The sequence below is a fragment of the Nitrospirota bacterium genome (genome assembly GCA_016212185.1).
Taxonomy (GTDB): domain Bacteria; phylum Nitrospirota; class Thermodesulfovibrionia; order UBA6902; family DSMQ01; genus JACRGX01.
Map to the genome: position 1 here is coordinate 1 of JACRGX010000089.1, position 19,499 is coordinate 19,499.

Consider the following 19,499-nt stretch of genomic DNA (forward strand, 5'->3'; position numbering starts at 1 on the left):
AAATGGCAATCTATTAGCGACATGGGATGTTTTCGTCATGGTTGGAAAATTAATGTCAAAGCTTAGCAGGGTTCTCTTTGTTATTGCGGATAGACGATTTAATGCGGATGGGGATGAAGAGTTTTTATATAATAAAGCGCATGTACTTACCGATCCAATTCCGAGAAATTTTATAAATGCATTTAAAGCCGGCAAGGTTGGCATTGATTTGCGAATGCATCTTAAAGAGAGTGGTTCGGTAAGAAACCGTGGAACAGCATTCCGGATTAAAGAGATAGATTTATGGGATTTATACTCTAACATCAGAAATCTTGGAATTTAATATGTGGAAAATCATCGATGAACAAAACGTTAATTGATAAGAAAATACATTGGACCATGTATAAGCCCTGCGATGCAAAATTTCTGATAGTGGCATCGGAGGGCGGTAAGGTTGTCGAAATCAACCATTTTAGTTCTTTCAAAGATGCCAAGCAAGTCTTTGATGAGATCGCAAGTGATCATGGCTACGATCCTAAAACTGTAAATAAGTCCGGTTATTATGACGTTTCTATATGGCGCTGGACAGAAAATAGATATCTGAGATTGAGTTATACAGATAAGTTGAGATGATTCAGAGGTGATTTATGAAATGCACAGAATGTTTTAAGGAATTTAGTGAAAGGGACAAGATTTATGACGGACATTAAAGAACTAAAAAAGCTTTGGAAGGAACTTGAGGAAATTCCTGTGGACTTTAATGATTGCATTGAGCGGGATTTTTATTTATGGCAAAAGGGAACCGATAAGCTCGAAATTTGGCATTGGTTTGATGAAGGATTACCTTATGGAATTGCAAAATGGTTAGCTTAATTTCTACATCTAACTGTTATCTGAACCAGCAAAAAAGAGACGATAAAATATTCAAACGAGTAGGCTTTAGATATTCAAAGCTTAACTTTTTATCACATTATTACAATAAAATAAATGATATTTTGAAGTTTATGGGGGAAAAGTAAAGAGTGCAAGCCTTCAAATAATCATCAACCTAATCATCAACCTAATCATCAACTATTTTCTTACTCCAGGACATAAAACAGCGACCGTCCCTTGCCTTGAGGCTTAATGACTTTTAGCTCAACGAGCTTTGCCAGTTCCTTATGCACCGCTTGAGCTGAAATGTTAAATAACTTCTGCAAATCTTTGTTAGCAGCCTTACCATGAGCATTCATAAATTCAACGATTTTTATCTGCTTATCAGTAAGGGAAACTTGAGTCTTTGAAACGCGTTTCTTTTTTGAGCATAATTTCAACACTGCCTCTTTTACTTCGTTTACTGAATAGGCAACACCTGTTGTAAAATACTCAAGCCATTTGGTAATATCGTTTTTATTTTTCTGCGCTGTCTTCAAAGCCGCATAATACGCCTGCCTGTCCCGGTCATAGAAATCATCAAGGGCAAAGAGCCTGCGGTGATCAAAACCACTCAAATAGAGGATAAGCGTCGCAAAGAGCCGGGCCGTCCGGCCGTTGCCGTCAATAAAAGGGTGGATTCTGGCAATCTCATAGTGAACAATGCCCGCCAAAAGAACCAGATTTATTTCACCTGTCTTATCAAGATTCAGCCAGTCAATAAATTCTCTTACCAAATGGGGCACGTCTTTTGTCTGAGGAGGCATATAGTCTACTTCTTCTTTAAATCCCGTGCCGTCAAAAATGCGTCTGCCCACAAACACCTGCCGGTCACGAAAAACACCGCTATGTTTATTATCACGCAAAACATCCGTTGAAACCATCTTATGCATAGTCAGAAGGTCTTCAACCTTGATTTTCCCTCTCCCGGCAAATAAATGCAGTCTATCCAACGCCTCTATATAATTAAGCACTTCTTTTTTATCTTTGTCAGTGGCGATAACTTCTTTGCCGTCAGCAAGAGCTTCAACTTGCTCAAGAGTAAGTTTATTGCCTTCAATGGCAGTAGATGAATGGGTATTGCGAAGTTTAGCCTGTCTGCGAAGCGATGCTTCCCATTTCGGTATCAGGTACGACTGCTCAATAACCTCACGGGCAGAAGCAATAAGAGTAAGGTTATTGAGTATCTTTTCGGTTATGGTATATTTCGGTTTAAACGGCATTGTTATCTTTCTCCCTATTTCAACACCTGAATAAATTCGGCTATTACCTTAAAATCATCTTCTGAGAAAAAAGGCAAAACCACTAAAACAGCAGTTTTGCCTGTGTTATAGAAAATTGGCTCCCGGGGAGGGATTCGAACCCCCGACAGGGTGGTTAACAGCCACCTGCTCTGCCGGCTGAGCTACCCGGGAATATTATTTATCTCTTACTCTTATATAAACTTAGCATGTATTTTTTGTTAACAGCCACCTTCCCGACACTTCGGGACGGCTGAGCTACCCGGGAATTGCCATGTTTATTTTTTAGTTGTTGCTATATCATCACCTCCTGCTTAGATTAAAATAATCTATCCTTTATTCTAATTTCTTCTCTTCCGCCGCCGAGCACTTCTGAAGCCCTGCCCATTCTTTATCTATATCTTCCTGAATCTTTTTAAGCATCCATTCGTTTTCAGGGGCAAAGAGGTGCTTAAACCTGCCCTGCGGTTTGAGGAAATCCGCGATGGGCTTCTTCTCTTTCGGCGTAACCGTAATTTTTGTAACGCCGTCTTCAATTTCATACAGCGGCCAGTAGCAGGTCTCAACCGCAAGCCTGCTCAGTTGTATTGCATCATCAGTCCTTGAGCGCCAGCCGCGGTTACAGGGCGAGATGATATTCAGAAATTTCGGCCCTTTAATCTCAAGCGCCTTCCTGACCTTTTTCATCAGGTCCAGCCAGTGGCTTGGAGATGCCTGCGCAGCATAGGGAATGTTATGCGCCGCCATAATCTTTGTCAGGTTTTTCCTGTTCTGCGGTTTGCCCGGTATAACGCTTCCTGCCGGACATGTTGTCGTATCAGCGCCGAACGGAGTTGCGCTTGAACGCTGAATTCCTGTATTCATGTACGCGCCGTTGTCATAACAGATGTAAATCATATCATGCCCGCGTTCCATCGCGCCTGAGAGGCTCTGAAAACCGATGTCATAAGTGCCGCCGTCTCCGCCAAATGCGATGAACTTAATCTCCTTGTCAATCTTGCCCTGCTTTTTTAAGGCTCTGTACATCGTCTCAACGCCTGAGATGGTGGCCGCCGCATTCTCAAAGGCGTTGTGTATCCATGGAATCTTCCATGCCGTGTAGTCAGATATGCAGGTAGAAACCTCAAGACAGCCTGTTGCATTTGCCGCAATAATCGGATACTCGGATGCAAGAAGAACCATCTTTACAATTATAGGCGCGCCGCAGCCTGAACACATCCTGTGCCCCGATGTCAAAAGCATGTCTTTTTTTGAAAGCTCTTTTAATCTCAGTTCAGTTGCCATCTTTTCTCCCCTTGTTAGTCGTTAGTGAATAGTATTTAGTGAATAGTAAAGCTCTGGATTCCTGCCTTCGCAGGAATGACTTCACTGTTCACTGTTCACTGTTCACTGTTCACTGACTTATTCTCTCACTCCGATATATTCTTTTATCTGTTTAATCTTTCCCGTCTTTGCCGCTTCAACAAGTTCACTAAGCGCCTGCTCGGCATGCGCAGGCATGTAGTCCCTTCCGCCAAGCCCGTATATTTTATTAATGAGAATCGGCTTGTCTTTGTACGGGTAAAGGGATGATGCAATATCTATAAACAACGGGCCGTAAGAGCCGCCGAAGGCATCTGCCCTGTCAAGCACGCAGACAGCCTTAAGCCCCTTCAGCGCCTCGCCGATTTCTTTGTATGGGAACGGCCTGTAAAGTCTCGGCTTCAATAAGCCCGCCTTAATCCCCCTGTTCCTGAATTCATCAATTACATCCTTTGATGTGCCGGCGGCAGAATTTAAAATGACCAGCCCTATCTCCGCATCATCAAGCCTGTATGTTTCAAAGAGCCCGTATTTCCTGCCGGAAATTTTCTCAAAATCTTTTGCAACATCCAACACCACCTGCGGCACCTTTGACATAACCTCATCCTGCGCCCTTCTGTACTCCATGTAATAATCGGTAAGTATCAACGGGCCGTAACTGACCGGATGCTCCAAATCAAGCAGAGGATTTAACTGCTTAAACTCACCGGCAAAATTCCTTACCTTTTCATCTTCAAGATACTCTATCCTCTCTATGGAATGACTGACAATAAAGCCGTCCAGACAGACCATTGCCGGAAGCCTTATATCCATATGCTCTGCAATGCGGAATGCCTGTATCGTATTGTCATAAGCCTCCTGCGCATTTTCAGACCACAACTGTATCCACCCGCAATCCCTTGCGCCCATTCCATCGGAGTGGTCGCCGTGAATGTTTAACGGCGCGGACAACGCCCTGTTTACCAAAGCCATTACTATGGGCAGTCTGGTGCCCGATGCAATAAACAACTCTTCCCACATAAGCGCAAGCCCCTGCGATGACGTTGCCGTCATAACCCTTCCGCCGGCTGCCGAGGCCCCGATACAGCCGCTCATTGCGCTGTGCTCGCTCTCAACAAGTATCATTTCAGTCTTGACCTTACCGTTTGACACAAAGCTCGTAAATCTCTGCATTATATCCGTAGCAGGAGTTATGGGATATGCTGAACTGACATCCGGGTTTACCTGCCTCAATGCCTCGGCAACTGCTTCATTCCCTGTGGCTGCAACTATCTTTCCCATTATTTTCCCTCCTCTTCCATGACAATCGCCTTCTGCCCCTTTTTGCCGGGACACTCCAGGGCGCAGATGCCGCAGCCTTTGCAGTAATCATAATCAAATTCCGCCCTCTTGCCGTCTTTAACCTTCACTGCCATATCAGGACAATAAATCCAGCAGAAAAGGCATTGAATACAGTTTTCCTCTTTCCAGCGCGGTTTAGACGAACGCCACGAACCTGTCTTAAATTTCAAGGCGCTGCCTGCTTCCGTAACAACAGCGCCGGGTATGACTTCTTTCCAGTTCTTCAGTTTCATCCCTCTTTTACCTCCTCATATCCGCGCCGAGCCGCATCAAGGTTGCCGTCAATTATCTTCTGTGAAAACTTCTTGCCGAAGCTCTTTCTGACGTCCTCAAGCAAATGCTCTAATGTAACAAGTCCGCTGACTTTGCACACAGCGCCGAGCATCGGAGCGTTCGGCATAGCCCTTCCTATACATTCTACCGCTATCTTTGTTGCATCAATTGTAAATACCTTCTGAGCCTGCTCTGCAGAAAGTTTCGTCCTGATTTCCTTTGGGTCTTTTGATGTGTTTACGACAAATATAGCATCTTTTACTGCGCCCTCTGCCACCTTAATGCTGTCAAGCAGTGTTACATCAACAACACTTACTATATTAGGAGCAATAACAGGACAATGCATCCTTAACTCTTTTGAACTAATCCTATTGTACGCCCTGAGAGGCGCGCCGGCCCTTTCAGGACCGTATTCAGGAAATGCCTGCACATATCTGCCGCCGCTCAGGCAGGTGTCTGCAAGCACCTTTGCAGCGGTAACTGTCCCCTGACCGCCCCTGCCATGCCAGCGAATTTCCACTAAATCCTTCATAATTAATCCTCCTTAAATAAATCGTGGACAAAACACATTTAAAACCGTTTTAATAGGATTTTTACTATAGCTTAAAGTTATGTGAATTTTCAAGCACAAGTTGTTGCGGAAATGGTTATATTTACTTGCAGAAAAAATTTCAAAGGAAAACTTCAATAAAATGAGTTCCCGTCAGCTAAACCTCCCAGATTTTACCAAAACAAACATCCTGTATAAAACACCGGTCCACATTATATTAATTATCATTATCGGCGTAATTACATACTCCAATACCTTCCAGGTCCCGTTTTATTTTGATGATTATCAGTACATCATTGATTCGCCATTTACCAAAAGTTTTGAATACTTCACAGAGCCTTTAAAGGCGCTGCCCGTGACTGATTCGCTGGCTGTATATACATTTAAAACACGAGCCATAGGCTTTCTCACATTTGCCGTCAATTATAAATTATATGGTTTTGATGTTGCCGGTTATCACATTGTTAATCTTTCCATTCACATTATAAATGCCCTGCTTGTTTACTGGCTGGTTTTGCTGACATTCTTTAGAGGGGCAAAGGGGCAAAGGGACAAAGTGGCAGAGGGGCACGATTCACTGTCAACAGTCAACTGTCAACAGTCAACGAACTTAATTGCCTTCTTCTCCGCCCTCCTCTTCCTCTCTCATCCAATCCAGACGCAGGCAGTTACGTATATCAGCCAGAGGTTTGCTTCACTTGCAACGCTCTTTTATCTCTTGAGCCTTGTGCTGTATGTGAAGTGGAGAATACAGAATGCAGAATTCAGTCGGAGCGACCCTCAGCGGAGACCCGTATCGGGAAGTCAGAATGAACCTGTCATTGCGAGGAGTCCCGAAGAAAGTCGGGACGACGAAGCAATCCCAGAAGGTGAGATTGCTTCTTCCCGAAGGGTCGGGAATCGCAAAGGCATGCATCCAAAATCATGCATCTGGTATCTGGGCTCTGTCCTTTCTGCTGTCTTTGCCATGAAGACTAAGGAAATTGCCTTCACCATCCCGATAATCATAACGCTTTATGAATTTTTCTTTTTCAGCAAGCCTCAACCGTCAACCGTCAACTGTCAACCGTCATCCTCACGCCTCACGCCTTATGCCTTACGTTTTCTCTATCTAACCCCCTTACTCCTCACAATGCTCATCATCCCATTAAGCTTAATCGGCATAGATAAGCCTGCTGACAGCCTGATAGGGGACATAACCGAAGCAACCAGGGCAAAGACCAATATATCAAGATGGGATTATCTCTTTACTGAATTCAGGGTGATAGTCACATATTTAAGGCTTTTATTTTTACCGGTAAACCAGAATCTTGACCATGACTATCCGGTATATAACTCATTCCTGAATCCAAATGTTTTTTTGTCGTTTCTAATTCTTCTCGGAATCTTCGGGCTTGCCGTTTATCTGTTTTATTATTCTAAAAAATCTTCATCCTTCAACCTTCATCCTTCAACCTTGCGTCTCACCGCCTTTGGCATTTTCTGGTTTTTCATAACATTATCCGTTGAATCAAGCATCATTCCTACGCAGGACATAATCTTTGAGCACAGGCTGTATCTGCCAAGTATAGGTTTAATAATCGGCTTTGTCAGCGCTGTTTTTTATGTTTTTTTACTTTTTAAGTCTCGTCGTTCCCTTGCTACTTGCTACTTACTACTAACTACTATCCTTGTTACCCTCTCCATCGCCTCTTACCAGAGAAATTCCATCTGGCAGGATAAGATTGCCTTCTGGGGGGATGTGGTGAAAAAAAGCCCGAAAAAAATACGGGGATACAACGAACTCGCCCTGGCATATATGGAAAATGGAAAACTCTCAGAAGCAGTCTCATATTTCCGGAGAGCGCTGACAATAGACGCATATTCAGAATATTCACTTGATATATATTTAAACCTCGCAAATGCCCTTGATGAACTCGGCTATACAGATGATGCAATCATCACATACAAGAAAATCATCGCATTAAATTACGGTTTTGAAACGGCACATTATAATTTGGGAATACTTTATTATCAGAAAAGTATGTTTGAAGAAGCTGCGGAAGAATTTAAAATAGCCCTTTCTCTAAACCCGTTAAATTATGACGCCAAGAGGAATTTAGAACTTTTAGAATTCATCCTGGAATAAACCGGCTTTAAAATAATTTGACTCCATTAACCGCCCCGTATAAAATAAGACTTAAAAAAAGATTGGAGGGTAAAGATGATTACCATAATTGTCGTATTGATTATTATAGCTATTGTGGCTATTTTTTCAGTGCAGAATGCAATGCCCGTTGCCATCTCGTTCATGTTTTGGAAATTTGAGGCTTCTCTTGCGATATTGGTATTTCTTTCTATGCTTGCAGGTATTGTAATAACCGCAACTATTGTATTTTCCGGACGGGTTAAAAAATATCTAAAAAAACAAGAATAAGCCGTCGGTAATAAAAAATAGTGAGGTTGCACATTGCCGTCTGAGCAGAAAAGTCCGTATATAAAAATATCAATCTGCTCTCAGCGTCAGATAGCCTGAGAAAATTATGAGCAGTCCGCCGAAGATTGAATTTACTCCCGGGAATTCGTTTAAAAATATCATGCTGAAGATTATTGCGATGACAGGCTCAAGATAGCCGAGCACCGCCGCCTTGTTTGCGGCAACTGCCCTAAGCCCCCTGAAATACAAAACAGGCGCTATTGTTGAATGAACTACCCCCATCAAAATGAAAACCCAGAATACTTTTAAAGGCAGTTCTTTGACAAAAGGCGCAAGCAATGCCGCAATTATAATGTTTGAAAAAAAGACCATCGCAAGGGGATGGAACTTTTGCGCAAAGACTCTTGAGATAATAACAATTATCGCATAGGCAAAGCCTGAGAGGATTCCTGCCATTATGCCTGCCATATGGCTTTCCCCGAATGCAAAACCGTTGAGCATAATCCAGAGGCCTGCCGAGGCAATTGCTATTGCAATAACAATCTTCCTCGTTGTTTTTTCGCCGAGAAAAAGCGGGGCAAGGAATGCGACCAGCACAGGCGCTATGTAGTGGGTAAGTACTGCGTTGGCTATTGTGGTGTGTTTAAAGGCATAAAAATAAGTAAATGTATTTACAAGCGAGATAATCCCGAGTATCGCAAGATACCACACTTCCTTGACTTCCGGCATCTGCTTTCTGTATTCTCCCCGTGTCAGAATTATTCCCTGAATAATCGCAGCAGCAAAGGAGGAATAAAAAATAATCACATGCACTTCTACACCAGCAAGCCTTACGACTACGCCAAGGGAACTCCAAAGGAATATGGCAAGAAGAATATAAAGGGATGCCATCATCAGAGTAGTATTTTAATATTATATTATTTTTTTAATCAATGAGTGTGCTCCGCTTTTTAAAAAAATGTTTAAACAGCAGGCACAAACGCCTGAGTAAATCTTCTTAAAGATTTATCAAGCATCTATGCCTGCCGGCATTCACTCCTTATTTATTTTGCCGCTGTGTGTTCAGCCCTCAGTTTTGCCGCTTCATCCTTTATCTTCTGAAGCGTCTCCTTCATCGGCGCCCATCCGTACCAATGCATATAATCGGGGTTTATGTGAAATGCCCCCTGAAATGCCCGCATCCTATATTCAAGAAACATCACATAAAGCTCCTGCTCCACAGAACTCTTTGCTTCATAAAACTGAAGAAGGTCCGGAGCAAAAGTCCAGTCTGCTGGTTTCTTAAGCACTCCGTCTTTGTAAAGACCCTGAACTTCCCTGATAGCCTGCGCAAATATCTTATCCGCTTCTTTTATCACATCGTCTGCCGCTGAAAGCTGTTTGCCGGCATATCCTGCGCCGTGACAGCTTGAACAAACCTTAAGCATCTTATTCCTCTCAGCCTGGAATTCCTCTTTGGTAAGCCGCGCAACCTTGCCTGCCTTCACCACATCCAGCCGGGGGGTAGGATTGCCTTTGTCGTCAAGAACGCCGAGAGCCTGAAGTATTGTCACCCTGTCATTCATCCAGTTCTTATCGTCTTCAGGCAGCCTTAATGCAAGAAATCCCCATGCAGTCATCACGCCGTGGTCGCCTTCACTCATATGGCAGGTCTGGCACGTAGGCGCCCTTTTGCTGTCTTTGCCCTCTATCTGCCAGATTATGCCGTGCTTTGATGCCGACCACATCTCCCACTGCGGATGGTCAAAGCCCATGTGGCAGGTCTGGCATGCACGCGGGTCCTGCGCCTCGGACTTCTTAAATGAATGCCTCGTATGACATGCATCGCACTGTGCATTTCCATAGCGGTACTGCGCTTTTTCTGCGTCAGATTTCACACCGACCTTGTGACAGCCTGAACATCCTTTATATCCTTCGCCAACCACAGATGACGGCTGATGCGCCCACATCGGCATAGAACTTGAGGCAATCCATGCAAGGTGGTGCTTGCCTGACTTAAATTGCTCCACACGTTTTTTATGGCATTTTGCACATGTCTCAGGCGTCGGCATTTTAGCCAGATTCGCATCATCCATTGTTTTATGTTCTGAGCCGTGGCATGTTGAGCAGTCAACACCCTTTTTTGACATCTTGCCTTCAAGATACTGCTCAACTATCCCAGGAGTTGTTTTTTCATGGCATTCAACGCAGGCGCTTTTCTGCGCCTCTGCAAATGAAATCCCGGTCAGCGCAAATAGAAAAATAAACACAGTCAATATTCTCAGATACTTCATAACCTTTCTCCTTTTTAACACTTTTCATGTTGTCATTGCAGGCAGAGGACGAGGCAATTTTCAGTTAATATCCCTCCTTTCAGCCTCTGATTTTACCCCGCCTCTGAAATTAGGTTAAACAAGATAGGGTTTTATTTCTATGATACAAATCATATCATTAATATATGTACATTCTATCACTAAAATGGAAATTTGCAAAAAAAATTATTCCTAAAACTGCCGTCTGTATCAAACCTCAAAATATGGTATTATTACTGTAAAAAAACAGATAATTTTCATGAAAATCCTTTTTTCAAAAAAATGCGCTGAATATTCACAGCCCGGGCATCCTGAATCTCCGGCAAGGGTAATCTCCGCTTATAATTATCTCAAAAATAAAAGTTCACAGTTCACAGTTCACAGTTCACTATTTATAGAGCCTGCGCCCTGCAAAGATAAAGACATTCTTTTGGCACACACACCAAGGCTTCTTGAGGAAGTAAAGAAGGGTGGTTTTTTTGACATGGATACTCCTGCCCTTCCTGATATTTTTGAATATGCAAAATTGTCGGCAGGCGGCGCAATTGAGGCGGCAATGCTTGCACTGAAAAACGAAAAGGCGTTTTCTTTAATGCGCCCTCCGGGGCATCATGCAACCAAAAATCACCTTGGAGGTTTCTGCTATTTTAACAATATTGCAATTGCATCTTTAAAGGCAATGGGGAGCGTTGGAAAAATTGCAATTGTTGATTTTGACTGTCATCATGGAAACGGCACTGAGGATATTTTTCTTGGTAAAAAAGATTTTCTTTATCTCTCCCTGCATCAAAGCCCCCTGTATCCCGGCACAGGTCTTTCAAGCAGGGGGAACTGCATTAACTACCCCCTGCCTGCCAATACACTGCCGGCAGAATATCTTTCAGCGCTTGGAAAAGGACTGAAACAGGTTGCTGAATTCAACCCTGACTTACTGGCAGTCTCAGCAGGATTTGATACCTACAAACTTGACCCTATAACAAGTATCCTGCTGGAGAAAGATACATATAAAGAAATTGGCAGGATGCTTTCATCGCTTGGAAAACCCATGTTTGCAGTTCTTGAAGGCGGCTACAGCAGGGATTTGCCCGAATGTATTTATCAATTTTTAACAGGTATGGAAAACAATCAGGAAGCTGGATTATAAACCGGCAATTTAACTGTAACGGTCGTTCCTGCCCCGGGGCTGGACTCAAATTCAAGGGCTCCGCTATGCTCCCTGATAATTGAATAGGAGATGGACAGTCCCAGCCCTGTGCCTCCCTTTTCAAGCCTTGTGGTAAAAAACGGTTCGGTTATCCTTTCAATGATGTCTTCAGACATCCCAATTCCATTGTCTTTTACCTGAATTATTATAACGCCTGATTTCTCATCAAAAGAGTCTGACACCCAAACCCCGCAATTCTTATGAGGCAGGGACTGGAAGGCATTCAAAATAATATTTATGATTACCTGCTCTATCTGCTGAAAGTTTCCTTTCAAATAAGGGATGCCTTCATCGCAGTTTATGTGAAAATTATCTGTGTATTTACTGATTTGACTGCTGAGAATTGCCTTTGAACTCATTATAACTTCTCTGGAGCTGACCCGCCCCCATATGCCGGTCGTAGCAGGCCGGGAGAAATTTTTCAAATTACTGACTATATTATTAATCCGGACAGAACCATAAACTATTCCCTTAATCAATTCAGGCACAACCTCCAATGCCTCAGAAAAAGAAAGGTTCCCCAGACGCTGAATATTATTTCCCATATAATATTCTTTAAGGATTCTTCCCGCATCCTGCCAGATATCAGAGAGCACCTCTGAATTGGACAGAATAAAACTGTTGGGGTTGTTTATTTCATGAACAACGCCGGAGACAAGAGTGCCGAGGGAAGTCATTCTATTTGCGCGAATCAGTTCTACCTGCATCTGTTTTGCCCCCTTCTCAGCCTGAATCTTGGAGGTAATGTCCCTTGACAACTCTATAACGCTCTGCACCCTGCCTGATTCGTCTAATATCGGAAACGCCCTTATATCCAGAACTTTTTGTGACTTGGTTACGATTTGAGACTGCTCTTCTTTTCCTGAAATGAAACTCTTTACTGCCGGACAATCTTCGCTTGAGGCTTTGATTTTATTGCACAGTTTAGTATATGAGTGACCTAACAATCCGGATTCATCTTCCATTCCGAAATCATGTGCGGCGGATTTATTGGCCCAGATTATTTCCTTCTTCAGATTCAGCAAGACAAGGCTGTCGGGCATGGCGTCAAAAAGCGCATGGAATTCCTGCAGGAGTTTCCTGTATCCAACTGCGCTTATATGCAGTTCCTCTTCTATTTTTTTGCGCTCTGTAATTTCAGATATCAACACTTTGTTCATCTCTGACAGCTCTGCAGTTCGTTCCTTAACGCGCATCTCCAATTCTTCGTTTGCCCGTTGCAAAATCTCTGCTGCCTGTTTTTGCTCAGTGATGTCACGGCAGAGAGCCAATATTGTTTTAACATTCCCGTCTGCAGCAAATTCAGGAAAGGCGCGCCATTCAATGATTCTCAGCCCTGAAGGGCTTCCCCATTCAAATATTTTCTCCTGAGGCTGGCCTGTTTTGAAAACTTCATCCATTGTGTCTTCAAATAAATCACATAAGTGAGCAGGGTATCCCATATCCCGGTGATTTTTATTTATCATTTGCTCAAAAGTTGTCTGCGTAGCTTCCAAGGTTCTTTCATTGACAAAAATATGGCGATACTGCCGGTCAAAACGCGCAACATAATCAGGGATGTTTTCCACCAATGTCCGGTATTTATATTCGCTCTCCTTAAACGCCTCTTCCGCCCGCGTGTGCTCAGTGATGTTTCTGTCCGGCACCTTTGCACCCTGCAGTTTCACGGCCTTCCGGCGCATTTTTGCAGGCTCCTTAATGAGCTGGTCTTTTTTCTTATGCTTGTCTTCCTGGCTTTTACCCATGAGTTTTTCCCTACGGCAGTTCCGGGTATTTCATAATAATCTCATCGCCTGTCAGCGCCTCAACCAGAAATGTCTTTAGATATTTTTTTTCATCCGCGCTTAATTCAAGCGGTTTAAGCACGGTGTTGCCCTTTCCTCCGCCCTGATTAAAAAATTCAATAACCTCATCAAGCGTATTGAACACACCGTTATGCATGTAGGGCGCTGTCTTTGAAATTTCCCTCAGCACAGGCGTCTTAAACTCTTTCCAGTGAAGCATGTTTCTTGTGATTAAAAATTTCCCCGGGTCTTCGTTAAGCGTCCTGTATTCCTTAAATTTATAAACTTTTGCGACAAACCTCATTGTTGAAATAACGCGCGGGTCATTCAGAAGCGCAGGATTCTCAGGTACGCTAAGGGCATAAAATTTGTCATCTGCTAAATTCACGCCGAAATGACAGTCAGCGCACTTTCCCTTGCCGGTAAATATTTTAAGACCTTTTTGGGCATTTTCCGTCAATGCCTTTTTGTCGCCGTTTAAATACCGGTCCAGCAGCGAATTTCCGGAGATCAGCGTCCTTTCAAAAGATGCAATCACCATGCCAATCCTTTCCTTCGTAGGCTCTCCGTTAAAAATTTTATTGAACGCCTCTGCGTATTCAGGCACCTGACGTATTTCTTCTTCAAGAAAATCAAGATTCTGGTTCATCTCAAATGCAGACATCATGGGGAAAAGCGCCTGCTCCTCAAGCGTCCCTGTCCTTCCGTCATGGAAAAGATATTTCTGAAATGCGACATTTATAAGCGTGGGAGAATTCCTCCAGTTCTTTGTAGTCGGATAACTAAGCGCAATATCCAGCCCATCTGTAAATGCCTGCTCAGGGTCATGGCAGGTTGCACAGCTCATCGTGCCGTCGCCTGAAAGCCGCCTGTCAAAAAACAGCTTTTTGCCAAGCTCAATCTTCTCAGGCGTCTGCGGGTTGTGCGCGGGAATCGGAACTTCTTTAAAAGGCTCAAGCTGTCCGGCAAATACCGGCGGCAAAAGCAATGCCAGCATTGTCATTCCTGCGAAGGCAGGAATCCATAAATTCTTTTTATTCCTTAACATTCCTCAACTCCTCCTCTATAATCGCTTTAAAATATTCATAGGGCCTGTTGCCGACTGCCTTTCTGCCGTTGATAAAAAAAGTCGGGGTGTTATACAAATCCAGATCAAAGGCAAGTTTCTTATCGCGCTCTATGATTTTTAGATGTTTCATGGCATCAAGGGATTCCGTAAATTTATTTACATCCAGCCCCAACTCCTGTGCATATTTTATAAGACTGTTCCTGTCAAGCCGGGGGGATTTTTTAAGCAGTAAATCGTGCATCTCCCAGAATTTTCCCTGATCCCTTGCGGCAAGCGACGCCTCTGCGGCAATGTGCGAGTAGTCGCGGTATTTGTAGGGGTAGTGCTTTATCACAAGACGTATCTTGCCATTGTAGTTATTCAGCAGTTTTTTGACGGTCGGACCGACCCCCGTGCAGTGCGGTCACTGGAAATCAAGAAATTCAATCATGGTGACAGGCGCATCCGGCGGACCATAAACCGGCGAGTCTTCAAGGGGGACAGAGTAGCGCTTTTCTTCGGCGTAGGATAACGGTATGATAATTAAAAAAATAAAAACTACGGCAATAAATTTAGATTCCCTGCGGCAAGACCGCAGGGAATCTAATGTGCTGTTGTTATCCCTCTTCGTAAGACAGAACATTAAAATATTTTACTGCTAATTTGAATAAGAAGGCTCCGAATGCAACAAGGAACAAGGTGACCATAATCTCGTTCCCGGCCGGGAAATATTTTACTCCCATTCCACCTGCGTGCCTCAACAGTCCAAATACTGATATGTTCATACGGTTAATTATTACTCCGATGATTACCAGTATATCAACAAGAAAGATTCCCCCAAGGCTGTTCCTGACGCCGGGCAGAAGCAGTAAAATAAGCGGTATTACAAGTCCGACGGACATCTCAAGCAGATACATCTTTGATTCCATAGTGCCGGTAAAGGCCGCGGCGACCCCAGGGCCTGTCAAAAGCAAAAAGATTTTTAAAATAAGATAGAACGCTATTGCAATGATGGACCCGCGGGCTAAGCCTGAAAAAATGTCCATATTTACAGGGTGTTTGAAAAATTTAGCACTGAGTATTGACACGAAACTTACCATGCAGAGGCCCATCATAACAGATGATACGAGGAAACTAAAAGGCAGGGTCTGGCTGTACCACAGACTATGCAGTTTGTCCGGAACTATCAGATACACGGCCCCGAGAGAAGACTGATGGAGCACTGAAAGGAGCGTTCCAAAAAGAGCAATGGGGACCATGAGCTTTTCAATAATTTTCTTTAGCCCTCCAAGTTTCAGCTTTTCCAGCAGCATCGGACTGGACTCAAGCCCCAGCACAGTAGTGTAGAGGATAACATGGATTGCGACTATGAACATTACAGAGTGAACCTGCCACATAACCATTGGATGCCAGATTCTCATCGGATGTCCTATATCCAGGAATATGGTGAATGCCGCAAGCAGATACCCGATGAATGCGGTGAGTATAGCAGGTCTTGCAATAGGTTTGTATTTTTTCATGTTAAGGAGGTATACAGCGCTTGCTATAACAAAACCTCCTGCTGCCATTGCAACGCCTCCCAGGACATTAAACCCTATCCAGAGACCCCAGGGGAAGTCATCTTGCAGATTAGTTGCTATTGCGCCCAGCGTTAATTTTTTATATACAACTAAAGCGCCCGCAATTATTACAATAAGCAGCCCGAGTGTGACAGGGGTAAAAAGCTTTATTTTATCTTGTGCCGGCGTCATTTGATTTATCCTCCTCATGCATATTTTTGTTCCTGCGTGTGATAATCCAGCTTCCTATGCCGGCAGCCAGGACTACACCTATAATGGCAGGGATGCCGGAGATGTATTTCCAGGTCAGGTCGGGAAGAGCCGCATCGCCGACTTTCTGAAACCCTATCTGGTCCAGAGGCAGCGCGGAAAGCAGAAGCACGGATGTGCCTCCCGCCTCTTTTTCACCGTAAATGTGATTGAAGTATCTCCCGGGATTTTCGCTCAGCCTTCGCCTTGCTTCTTTCAGATTATTTTCAATACTGTCCCCAAAATGAATTGTTCCCGAAGGGCATGTCTTTGCGCAGGCTGGGATTTTATTATCCAATATCCGCTCGTGACAGAATGTGCACTTCTGTATCCTGGGAGATATATTCTCCCATTCAAATTTTGGTATATTGAACGGACAGGCGAGCATACAGTAACGACAGCCGATGCATCGTTCCGCGCGATATATGACAGGACCCTCTTTTGTTTTAATCAATGCGGCTACCGGACAGGCAGATACGCAGGAAGGCTTTTTGCAATGGAAACATCCATTTCTGGCAAAATTCCAGGACAGACTGCCGTCCTTCTCTGATTCAAAGAAATCAATGTTGGTATAGGTTTTTGCATTCAGTTTGACCGGGTTTGTGAATTTGGGACTTATTTTAGTCTTATCCGCCTGATTCTGGTTCCACTGCTTACAGGCTGTCTGGCATCCCCTGCACCCTATGCATTTTGTCGTATCTATCAGAAAACTTGCTTCCATTTTATCCCCTCCTTATCCCTGTGCCTTTTCTACATTAACCATAAAGGCCTTTGTTTCGGGAATCATTGTATTTGCATCGCCGATTGTCGGCGTGAGGAGATTGGCGCTGTCCCCTCCGCTCCCATCTTCAGGGTATTGCCATCCAAAACACCATGGAAGACCCACCTGATGAACCGTACTTCCCGCAACTTTGAAGGGTTTAAATCTTTTTGTTACTATTGCCATCGCCCACACCTCTCCGGGGCCGGATTTGACAATCACCTAGTCCCCCGGTTTTATCCCTTTTTCCTGCGCAAGCTCTTCACTGAGCTCTATAAACTGCTGGGGCATCATCTCCATCTGCCAAGGCTCATGCCTTGTAAGAACGCCTGTCTGCCAGTGTTCTGACACGCGGTAAGTCGTTGCAACATATGGGTAGCGGGTATCACAGCTGAAGAAGATGTCTTCTTCAGGCCCGCCCCCTTCTTTAGCCTTAAAATGCGGTCCTGCCACTGCGTAGAACAATTTTATCGTCGGATTAATCCTCTGCCCGGACATGACATTTTCCTGCAAAGGACATTCAAGTGCCTCGTAATGTTCGGGGAAAGGACCCTCTGCAAGTCCGGGGCCGTATATTGCGCCCATGCCGTCAGCTCTCATGATAAACGGATATTTCCCTGCCTTTTCATCTGCCATAGGAGGCGCAGGCCCGTCAGGCACATCGCCCTCCCAGACCCCGGGCTTTTTAGTATTGGGGTCTTCCTTTGTTGCATTCCATTTTATGACTGCGCGTTTGGGATCCCACGGCTTGCCCTGCAAATTAACAGAGGCGCGGTTATAAATTATCCTCCTGTTGACAGGCCAGCACCACGCCCATTCAGAATATAAACCAAGCCCCGTGGGGTCAGCCTTGCCCCTCCTTGCCATCATATTGATAATCTTGCCTTCTTTCTGCGTATAGCTCTGGCTGTATATCCAATTGCCGCAGGATGTTGTGCCGTCTGCCTGAAGGTGGACGAATGTTGCGCACAAATAGCCTTTTTTGCCTAAGAGTTTCGGCGGCGTGGGTTTTTTATCATAGACATCCTCAAGATAATACCCGTTAATCTCCTTTGCAACTCTGTGAATGTCAACCCTGCCCCCTGCGCCGTAATTCCATGTAAGATTCACTACGGGCTCAGGGAACTTCCCGCCTTTTTGATAAAGCCTTTTTACCCTGCGCTGAAGCTCATTGATGATTTCACTGTCAGGCCTTGACTGACCGATTGGTTCAATGGCCTTTGTCCTCCACTGCGCAAGCCTGCCTGAGTTTGTGATACTGCCTTCTTTTTCAACAGAAGAGCATGCCGGAAGCTGAAACACCTCTGTCTGTATGTCCCCGGGATTCATGTCAGGCCCCTTCCAGAAAGAGCCTGTCTCATTATCAAACAAATTCACATTGACCATCCACTTCAGCTTTGTCAATGCCTTCCTGACCTTTCCTGCGTTTGCGCCGGAACAGGCAGGATTCTGCCCCCATGCAAAAAAGCCCTCAAATTTTCCCTTAAACATCTGGTCAAAAAGCACAAGCCACGACGCATTCATGCCTTCGTCAAGCTTTGGAAGCCACGCATAGCCGAAGTCATTGTCCTTTACGGCCTTATCGCCGTAGATGGCTTTCAGATAGCTCGTAATATATTTGCCCCTGTTGCCCCACCAGTTGACGCTCTTAGGGTCTTTTGTCTTCGGAGTGTGTTTGTCAATATATGCCTTAAGGTCAGCAAGCACAGCAGAGGGCGTCGGCAGATAACCTGTCAATACATTGAAAAGAAGCCCGTGGTCTGTTGAGCCCTGCACATTGGATTCACCGCGCAAGGCGTTTATGCCCCCGCCCGCCATCCCGATATTTCCAAGCAGTAATTGAACAATAGTCATTGCCTTGATATTCTGCGTCCCGACCGTATGCTGGGTCCAGCCCATTGCATAAAGTTCTGTCCCAACCCTGTTGAACTTTCCTGTGGAGGCATAGGTTTTATAAACCTCAACAAGTTTTTCCTTGGGCGTGCCTGTAATGCTTGAAACCTTATCAACTGTGTAGCGGGAGTAATGTTTTTTAAGCAGTCTGAAAACGCAATTCGGGTCTTTCAGCGAGGGGTCTTTTTTGACTATCCCATTTTCATCCATCTGATACGACCACGTCTTTTTGTCATACTTCCTTCCCTTTTCATCATATCCTGAAAACAGTCCGTTCAGCTCGCCAGGACCTTTGAAGTCAGGGTTTACAAGGAAAGCGGCATTTGTGTAGTTGACAACGTAGTCATTGAAATAAAGATTGTTGTCAAGAATATATTTTATCATGCCGCCGAGGAATGCTATATCCGTGCCGGAACGCATTGGAGCATAAATATCCGCCTTTGCGGCAGTCCTTGTAAAGCGCGGGTCCACAACAATAAGTTTTGCGCCGTTTTCCCTTGCCTTAAGGACCCATTTCATGGAGATGGGATGATTTTCAGCGGGGTTTGCGCCCATAACAAGAATTACATCGGCGTTTTTAACATCAACCCAGTGATTCGTCATTGCACCGCGACCAAACGACTCTGCCAGAGCCGCTACAGTTGCGGAGTGTCATATTCGGGCCTGATGTTCTATATAGACAAGCCCCCACGAGCGG

At 44.4% G+C, this 19,499-nt stretch carries 18 protein-coding genes, 1 tRNA gene and 1 pseudogene; 5 read left to right on the forward strand and 15 right to left on the reverse strand.

Annotated features, from left to right (window positions below):
- Together HZA10_10090 and HZA10_10095 are read left to right on the forward strand one after the other, a co-directional pair.
- Positions 1-322, forward strand: a 322-nt coding sequence (locus HZA10_10090) for a hypothetical protein (GenBank protein ID MBI5196655.1), incomplete at its 5' end; no start/stop codon positions are given.
- 353 nt (positions 323-675) lie between these two features.
- Entirely contained in the window at positions 676-852 is a 177-nt protein-coding gene (locus tag HZA10_10095) for a hypothetical protein (protein MBI5196656.1), read from the forward strand.
- A gap of 206 nt (positions 853-1,058) precedes the next feature.
- Here HZA10_10095 and HZA10_10100 read toward each other — a convergent pair whose 3' ends face one another.
- The 6 genes from HZA10_10100 to HZA10_10125 form a co-directional block, all read right to left on the reverse strand.
- The gene (locus tag HZA10_10100; protein MBI5196657.1) at positions 1,059-2,114 is read right to left on the reverse strand and encodes a Fic family protein; all 1,056 of its coding nucleotides are present in this window, start codon (positions 2,112-2,114) and stop codon (positions 1,059-1,061) included.
- A 116-nt stretch (positions 2,115-2,230) separates the two neighbouring features.
- Positions 2,231-2,306, reverse strand: a tRNA-Asn gene (locus HZA10_10105).
- A gap of 162 nt (positions 2,307-2,468) precedes the next feature.
- Positions 2,469-3,416, reverse strand: a complete 948-nt coding sequence (locus tag HZA10_10110) for a pyruvate ferredoxin oxidoreductase (protein MBI5196658.1) — start codon at positions 3,414-3,416, stop codon at positions 2,469-2,471.
- A 117-nt stretch (positions 3,417-3,533) separates the two neighbouring features.
- On the reverse strand, positions 3,534-4,715 hold the full coding sequence (gene porA / locus HZA10_10115; GenBank protein ID MBI5196659.1) for a pyruvate ferredoxin oxidoreductase: 1,182 nt from the start codon (positions 4,713-4,715) through the stop codon (positions 3,534-3,536).
- Complete coding sequence (locus HZA10_10120) at positions 4,715-5,002, reverse strand: 4Fe-4S binding protein (protein ID MBI5196660.1); 288 nt, start codon at positions 5,000-5,002, stop codon at positions 4,715-4,717. Before HZA10_10120 ends, porA begins: the two co-directional genes overlap by 1 nt.
- Before the next feature lie 2 nt (positions 5,003-5,004).
- Positions 5,005-5,580: a 2-oxoacid:acceptor oxidoreductase family protein gene (locus tag HZA10_10125; protein ID MBI5196661.1), complete on the reverse strand. Its 576-nt coding sequence runs from the start codon at positions 5,578-5,580 to the stop codon at positions 5,005-5,007.
- Positions 5,581-5,740: 160 nt separating this feature from the next.
- Here HZA10_10125 and HZA10_10130 point away from each other — a divergent pair, with 160 nt between their 5' ends.
- Positions 5,741-7,726, forward strand: a complete 1,986-nt coding sequence (locus tag HZA10_10130; GenBank protein ID MBI5196662.1) for a tetratricopeptide repeat protein — start codon at positions 5,741-5,743, stop codon at positions 7,724-7,726.
- Positions 7,727-7,801: 75 nt separating this feature from the next.
- Positions 7,802-8,014 carry a LapA family protein gene (locus HZA10_10135; GenBank protein ID MBI5196663.1) on the forward strand — a complete coding sequence of 71 codons (213 nt, stop codon included), beginning with the start codon at positions 7,802-7,804 and terminating at the stop codon, positions 8,012-8,014.
- 69 nt (positions 8,015-8,083) lie between these two features.
- On the opposite strand, the gene HZA10_10140 is transcribed toward HZA10_10135, so the two are convergent.
- On the reverse strand, positions 8,084-8,908 hold the full coding sequence (locus tag HZA10_10140; GenBank protein ID MBI5196664.1) for an EamA family transporter: 825 nt from the start codon (positions 8,906-8,908) through the stop codon (positions 8,084-8,086).
- A gap of 149 nt (positions 8,909-9,057) precedes the next feature.
- Positions 9,058-10,287: a cytochrome C gene (locus tag HZA10_10145; protein MBI5196665.1), complete on the reverse strand. Its 1,230-nt coding sequence runs from the start codon at positions 10,285-10,287 to the stop codon at positions 9,058-9,060.
- A gap of 277 nt (positions 10,288-10,564) precedes the next feature.
- On the opposite strand from HZA10_10145, the gene HZA10_10150 reads away from it, so the two are divergent.
- On the forward strand, positions 10,565-11,449 hold the full coding sequence (locus HZA10_10150) for a histone deacetylase (GenBank protein MBI5196666.1): 885 nt from the start codon (positions 10,565-10,567) through the stop codon (positions 11,447-11,449).
- Here HZA10_10150 and HZA10_10155 read toward each other — a convergent pair.
- From HZA10_10155 to fdnG, 7 genes and pseudogenes are all read right to left on the reverse strand, one after another.
- Positions 11,431-13,254, reverse strand: coding sequence for a PAS domain-containing protein (locus tag HZA10_10155; protein ID MBI5196667.1), 1,824 nt, complete (start codon positions 13,252-13,254; stop codon positions 11,431-11,433). The genes HZA10_10150 and HZA10_10155 overlap by 19 nt on opposite strands.
- A gap of 10 nt (positions 13,255-13,264) precedes the next feature.
- A complete protein-coding gene (locus HZA10_10160; protein ID MBI5196668.1) occupies positions 13,265-14,341 on the reverse strand; it encodes a cytochrome-c peroxidase in 1,077 nt (358 codons plus the stop codon).
- Positions 14,328-14,729 carry a thioredoxin domain-containing protein gene (locus HZA10_10165; GenBank protein MBI5196669.1) on the reverse strand — a complete coding sequence of 134 codons (402 nt, stop codon included), beginning with the start codon at positions 14,727-14,729 and terminating at the stop codon, positions 14,328-14,330. Before HZA10_10165 ends, HZA10_10160 begins: the two co-directional genes overlap by 14 nt.
- Positions 14,730-14,765: 36 nt before the next feature.
- On the reverse strand, positions 14,766-14,984 hold the full coding sequence (locus tag HZA10_10170; GenBank protein MBI5196670.1) for a hypothetical protein: 219 nt from the start codon (positions 14,982-14,984) through the stop codon (positions 14,766-14,768).
- Positions 14,959-16,092 carry a polysulfide reductase NrfD gene (gene nrfD / locus HZA10_10175; protein ID MBI5196671.1) on the reverse strand — a complete coding sequence of 378 codons (1,134 nt, stop codon included), beginning with the start codon at positions 16,090-16,092 and terminating at the stop codon, positions 14,959-14,961. Before nrfD ends, HZA10_10170 begins: the two co-directional genes overlap by 26 nt.
- Positions 16,073-16,870: a 4Fe-4S dicluster domain-containing protein gene (locus HZA10_10180; GenBank protein ID MBI5196672.1), complete on the reverse strand. Its 798-nt coding sequence runs from the start codon at positions 16,868-16,870 to the stop codon at positions 16,073-16,075. The genes nrfD and HZA10_10180 overlap by 20 nt, the downstream gene beginning before the upstream one ends.
- A gap of 12 nt (positions 16,871-16,882) precedes the next feature.
- Positions 16,883-19,499: pseudogene (fdnG, locus tag HZA10_10185) on the reverse strand (formate dehydrogenase-N subunit alpha).

Coding starts and splice junctions, on each gene's coding strand:
- HZA10_10180 (MBI5196672.1), bottom strand. CDS start 16,870: ATGGAAGCAAGTTTTCTGATAGATACGACAAAATGCATAGGGTGCAGG.
- HZA10_10100 (MBI5196657.1), bottom strand. CDS start 2,114: ATGCCGTTTAAACCGAAATATACCATAACCGAAAAGATACTCAATAAC.
- HZA10_10110 (MBI5196658.1), bottom strand. CDS start 3,416: ATGGCAACTGAACTGAGATTAAAAGAGCTTTCAAAAAAAGACATGCTT.
- HZA10_10170 (MBI5196670.1), bottom strand. CDS start 14,984: ATGTTCTGTCTTACGAAGAGGGATAACAACAGCACATTAGATTCCCTG.
- HZA10_10130 (MBI5196662.1), top strand. CDS start 5,741: ATGAGTTCCCGTCAGCTAAACCTCCCAGATTTTACCAAAACAAACATC.
- HZA10_10150 (MBI5196666.1), top strand. CDS start 10,565: ATGAAAATCCTTTTTTCAAAAAAATGCGCTGAATATTCACAGCCCGGG.
- porA (MBI5196659.1), bottom strand. CDS start 4,715: ATGGGAAAGATAGTTGCAGCCACAGGGAATGAAGCAGTTGCCGAGGCA.
- HZA10_10160 (MBI5196668.1), bottom strand. CDS start 14,341: ATGTTAAGGAATAAAAAGAATTTATGGATTCCTGCCTTCGCAGGAATG.
- HZA10_10145 (MBI5196665.1), bottom strand. CDS start 10,287: ATGAAGTATCTGAGAATATTGACTGTGTTTATTTTTCTATTTGCGCTG.
- HZA10_10135 (MBI5196663.1), top strand. CDS start 7,802: ATGATTACCATAATTGTCGTATTGATTATTATAGCTATTGTGGCTATT.
- HZA10_10140 (MBI5196664.1), bottom strand. CDS start 8,908: ATGATGGCATCCCTTTATATTCTTCTTGCCATATTCCTTTGGAGTTCC.
- nrfD (MBI5196671.1), bottom strand. CDS start 16,092: ATGACGCCGGCACAAGATAAAATAAAGCTTTTTACCCCTGTCACACTC.
- HZA10_10155 (MBI5196667.1), bottom strand. CDS start 13,254: ATGGGTAAAAGCCAGGAAGACAAGCATAAGAAAAAAGACCAGCTCATT.
- HZA10_10125 (MBI5196661.1), bottom strand. CDS start 5,580: ATGAAGGATTTAGTGGAAATTCGCTGGCATGGCAGGGGCGGTCAGGGG.
- HZA10_10095 (MBI5196656.1), top strand. CDS start 676: ATGACGGACATTAAAGAACTAAAAAAGCTTTGGAAGGAACTTGAGGAA.